The sequence below is a fragment of the Bartonella sp. AA83SXKL genome (assembly GCF_042196965.1).
Taxonomy (GTDB): domain Bacteria; phylum Pseudomonadota; class Alphaproteobacteria; order Rhizobiales; family Rhizobiaceae; genus Bartonella.
The window spans coordinates 1-879 of the sequence record NZ_JBHIRG010000134.1; the positions used below are offsets into that span (position 1 = coordinate 1).

The following is an 879-nucleotide window of genomic DNA, read 5'->3' on the forward strand; positions in this document are numbered from 1 at the left end:
AATCCCATTTTTATTTTACTTAACAGCTTGCTTTTTGATACGTTTTGTGCAATAAAGAGATGTTCTTTTATATTTCGGTTATTTCTTTTAATCGTTTATTTAGATCGCTAGCTGTTTTGATAATAAAAGCCGTATCAATTCATTTTGATGCGGTTTTTATGTATTAAGGCTTGCATTTTTACACGTTTTGTGTAATATATTTTAACATTTAAAATGTATAAGTTTCCAGTTGCAAACAAAAGCCGTGTCCTTTAAAGGCGCGGCTTTTTTGCTATAAAGCAGCCCCCCGCCCCGTTATTTTATTTACGCTGCTTTTTCACTAATCTTTACAACGGTATCGTTTTCATAAATTTCACAATCTTCAGGAATTCCATATGCATAATAAGGGTTTTGTTCTGTATATGAATACTCATTTCTTTTTAATCTTGCATTGCCATGTACCAAACCTCTAATGGTGTGATAACCAGTCACTTTAGCATTGCCATAAACAGAACCATAGACCTTAACATACCCACCCACGCTAGCATTGCCATAAACCTTGCCATAAATTTTTGAAGAGCTACTTACAACAGCATGATCATAAACCTCAGCTTTGCTATAAATGCGTGCACTTCCTGTTAATTTTGCATTCCCATAAACCCTTGCATATTGATAAACCCACACCTTATCAGAAAGATGCGCATTATCATAAACATGAGCTCCAAAATACACGCGGGTTTTATCATATACATGCGCATTGCCATAAACAAAACCACCAATGGCAGCATTGCCATATACCCTTGCATTTTCATAAACACGACCAGATTTTACAACACAAGCATTATCATAAACCCAGCAATTGCCATCATGAGAAAGGTTATCTTCCTTTTCAATAAAGCC

General features: G+C 35.2%; 1 protein-coding gene. It reads right to left on the reverse strand.

The annotated features are described in order from the left end of the window. Positions 1 to 303: 303 nt before the first annotated feature. On the reverse strand, positions 304 to 879 hold a 576-nt coding region (locus ACFINO_RS10135), incomplete at its 5' end, for a hypothetical protein (RefSeq protein ID WP_375655694.1).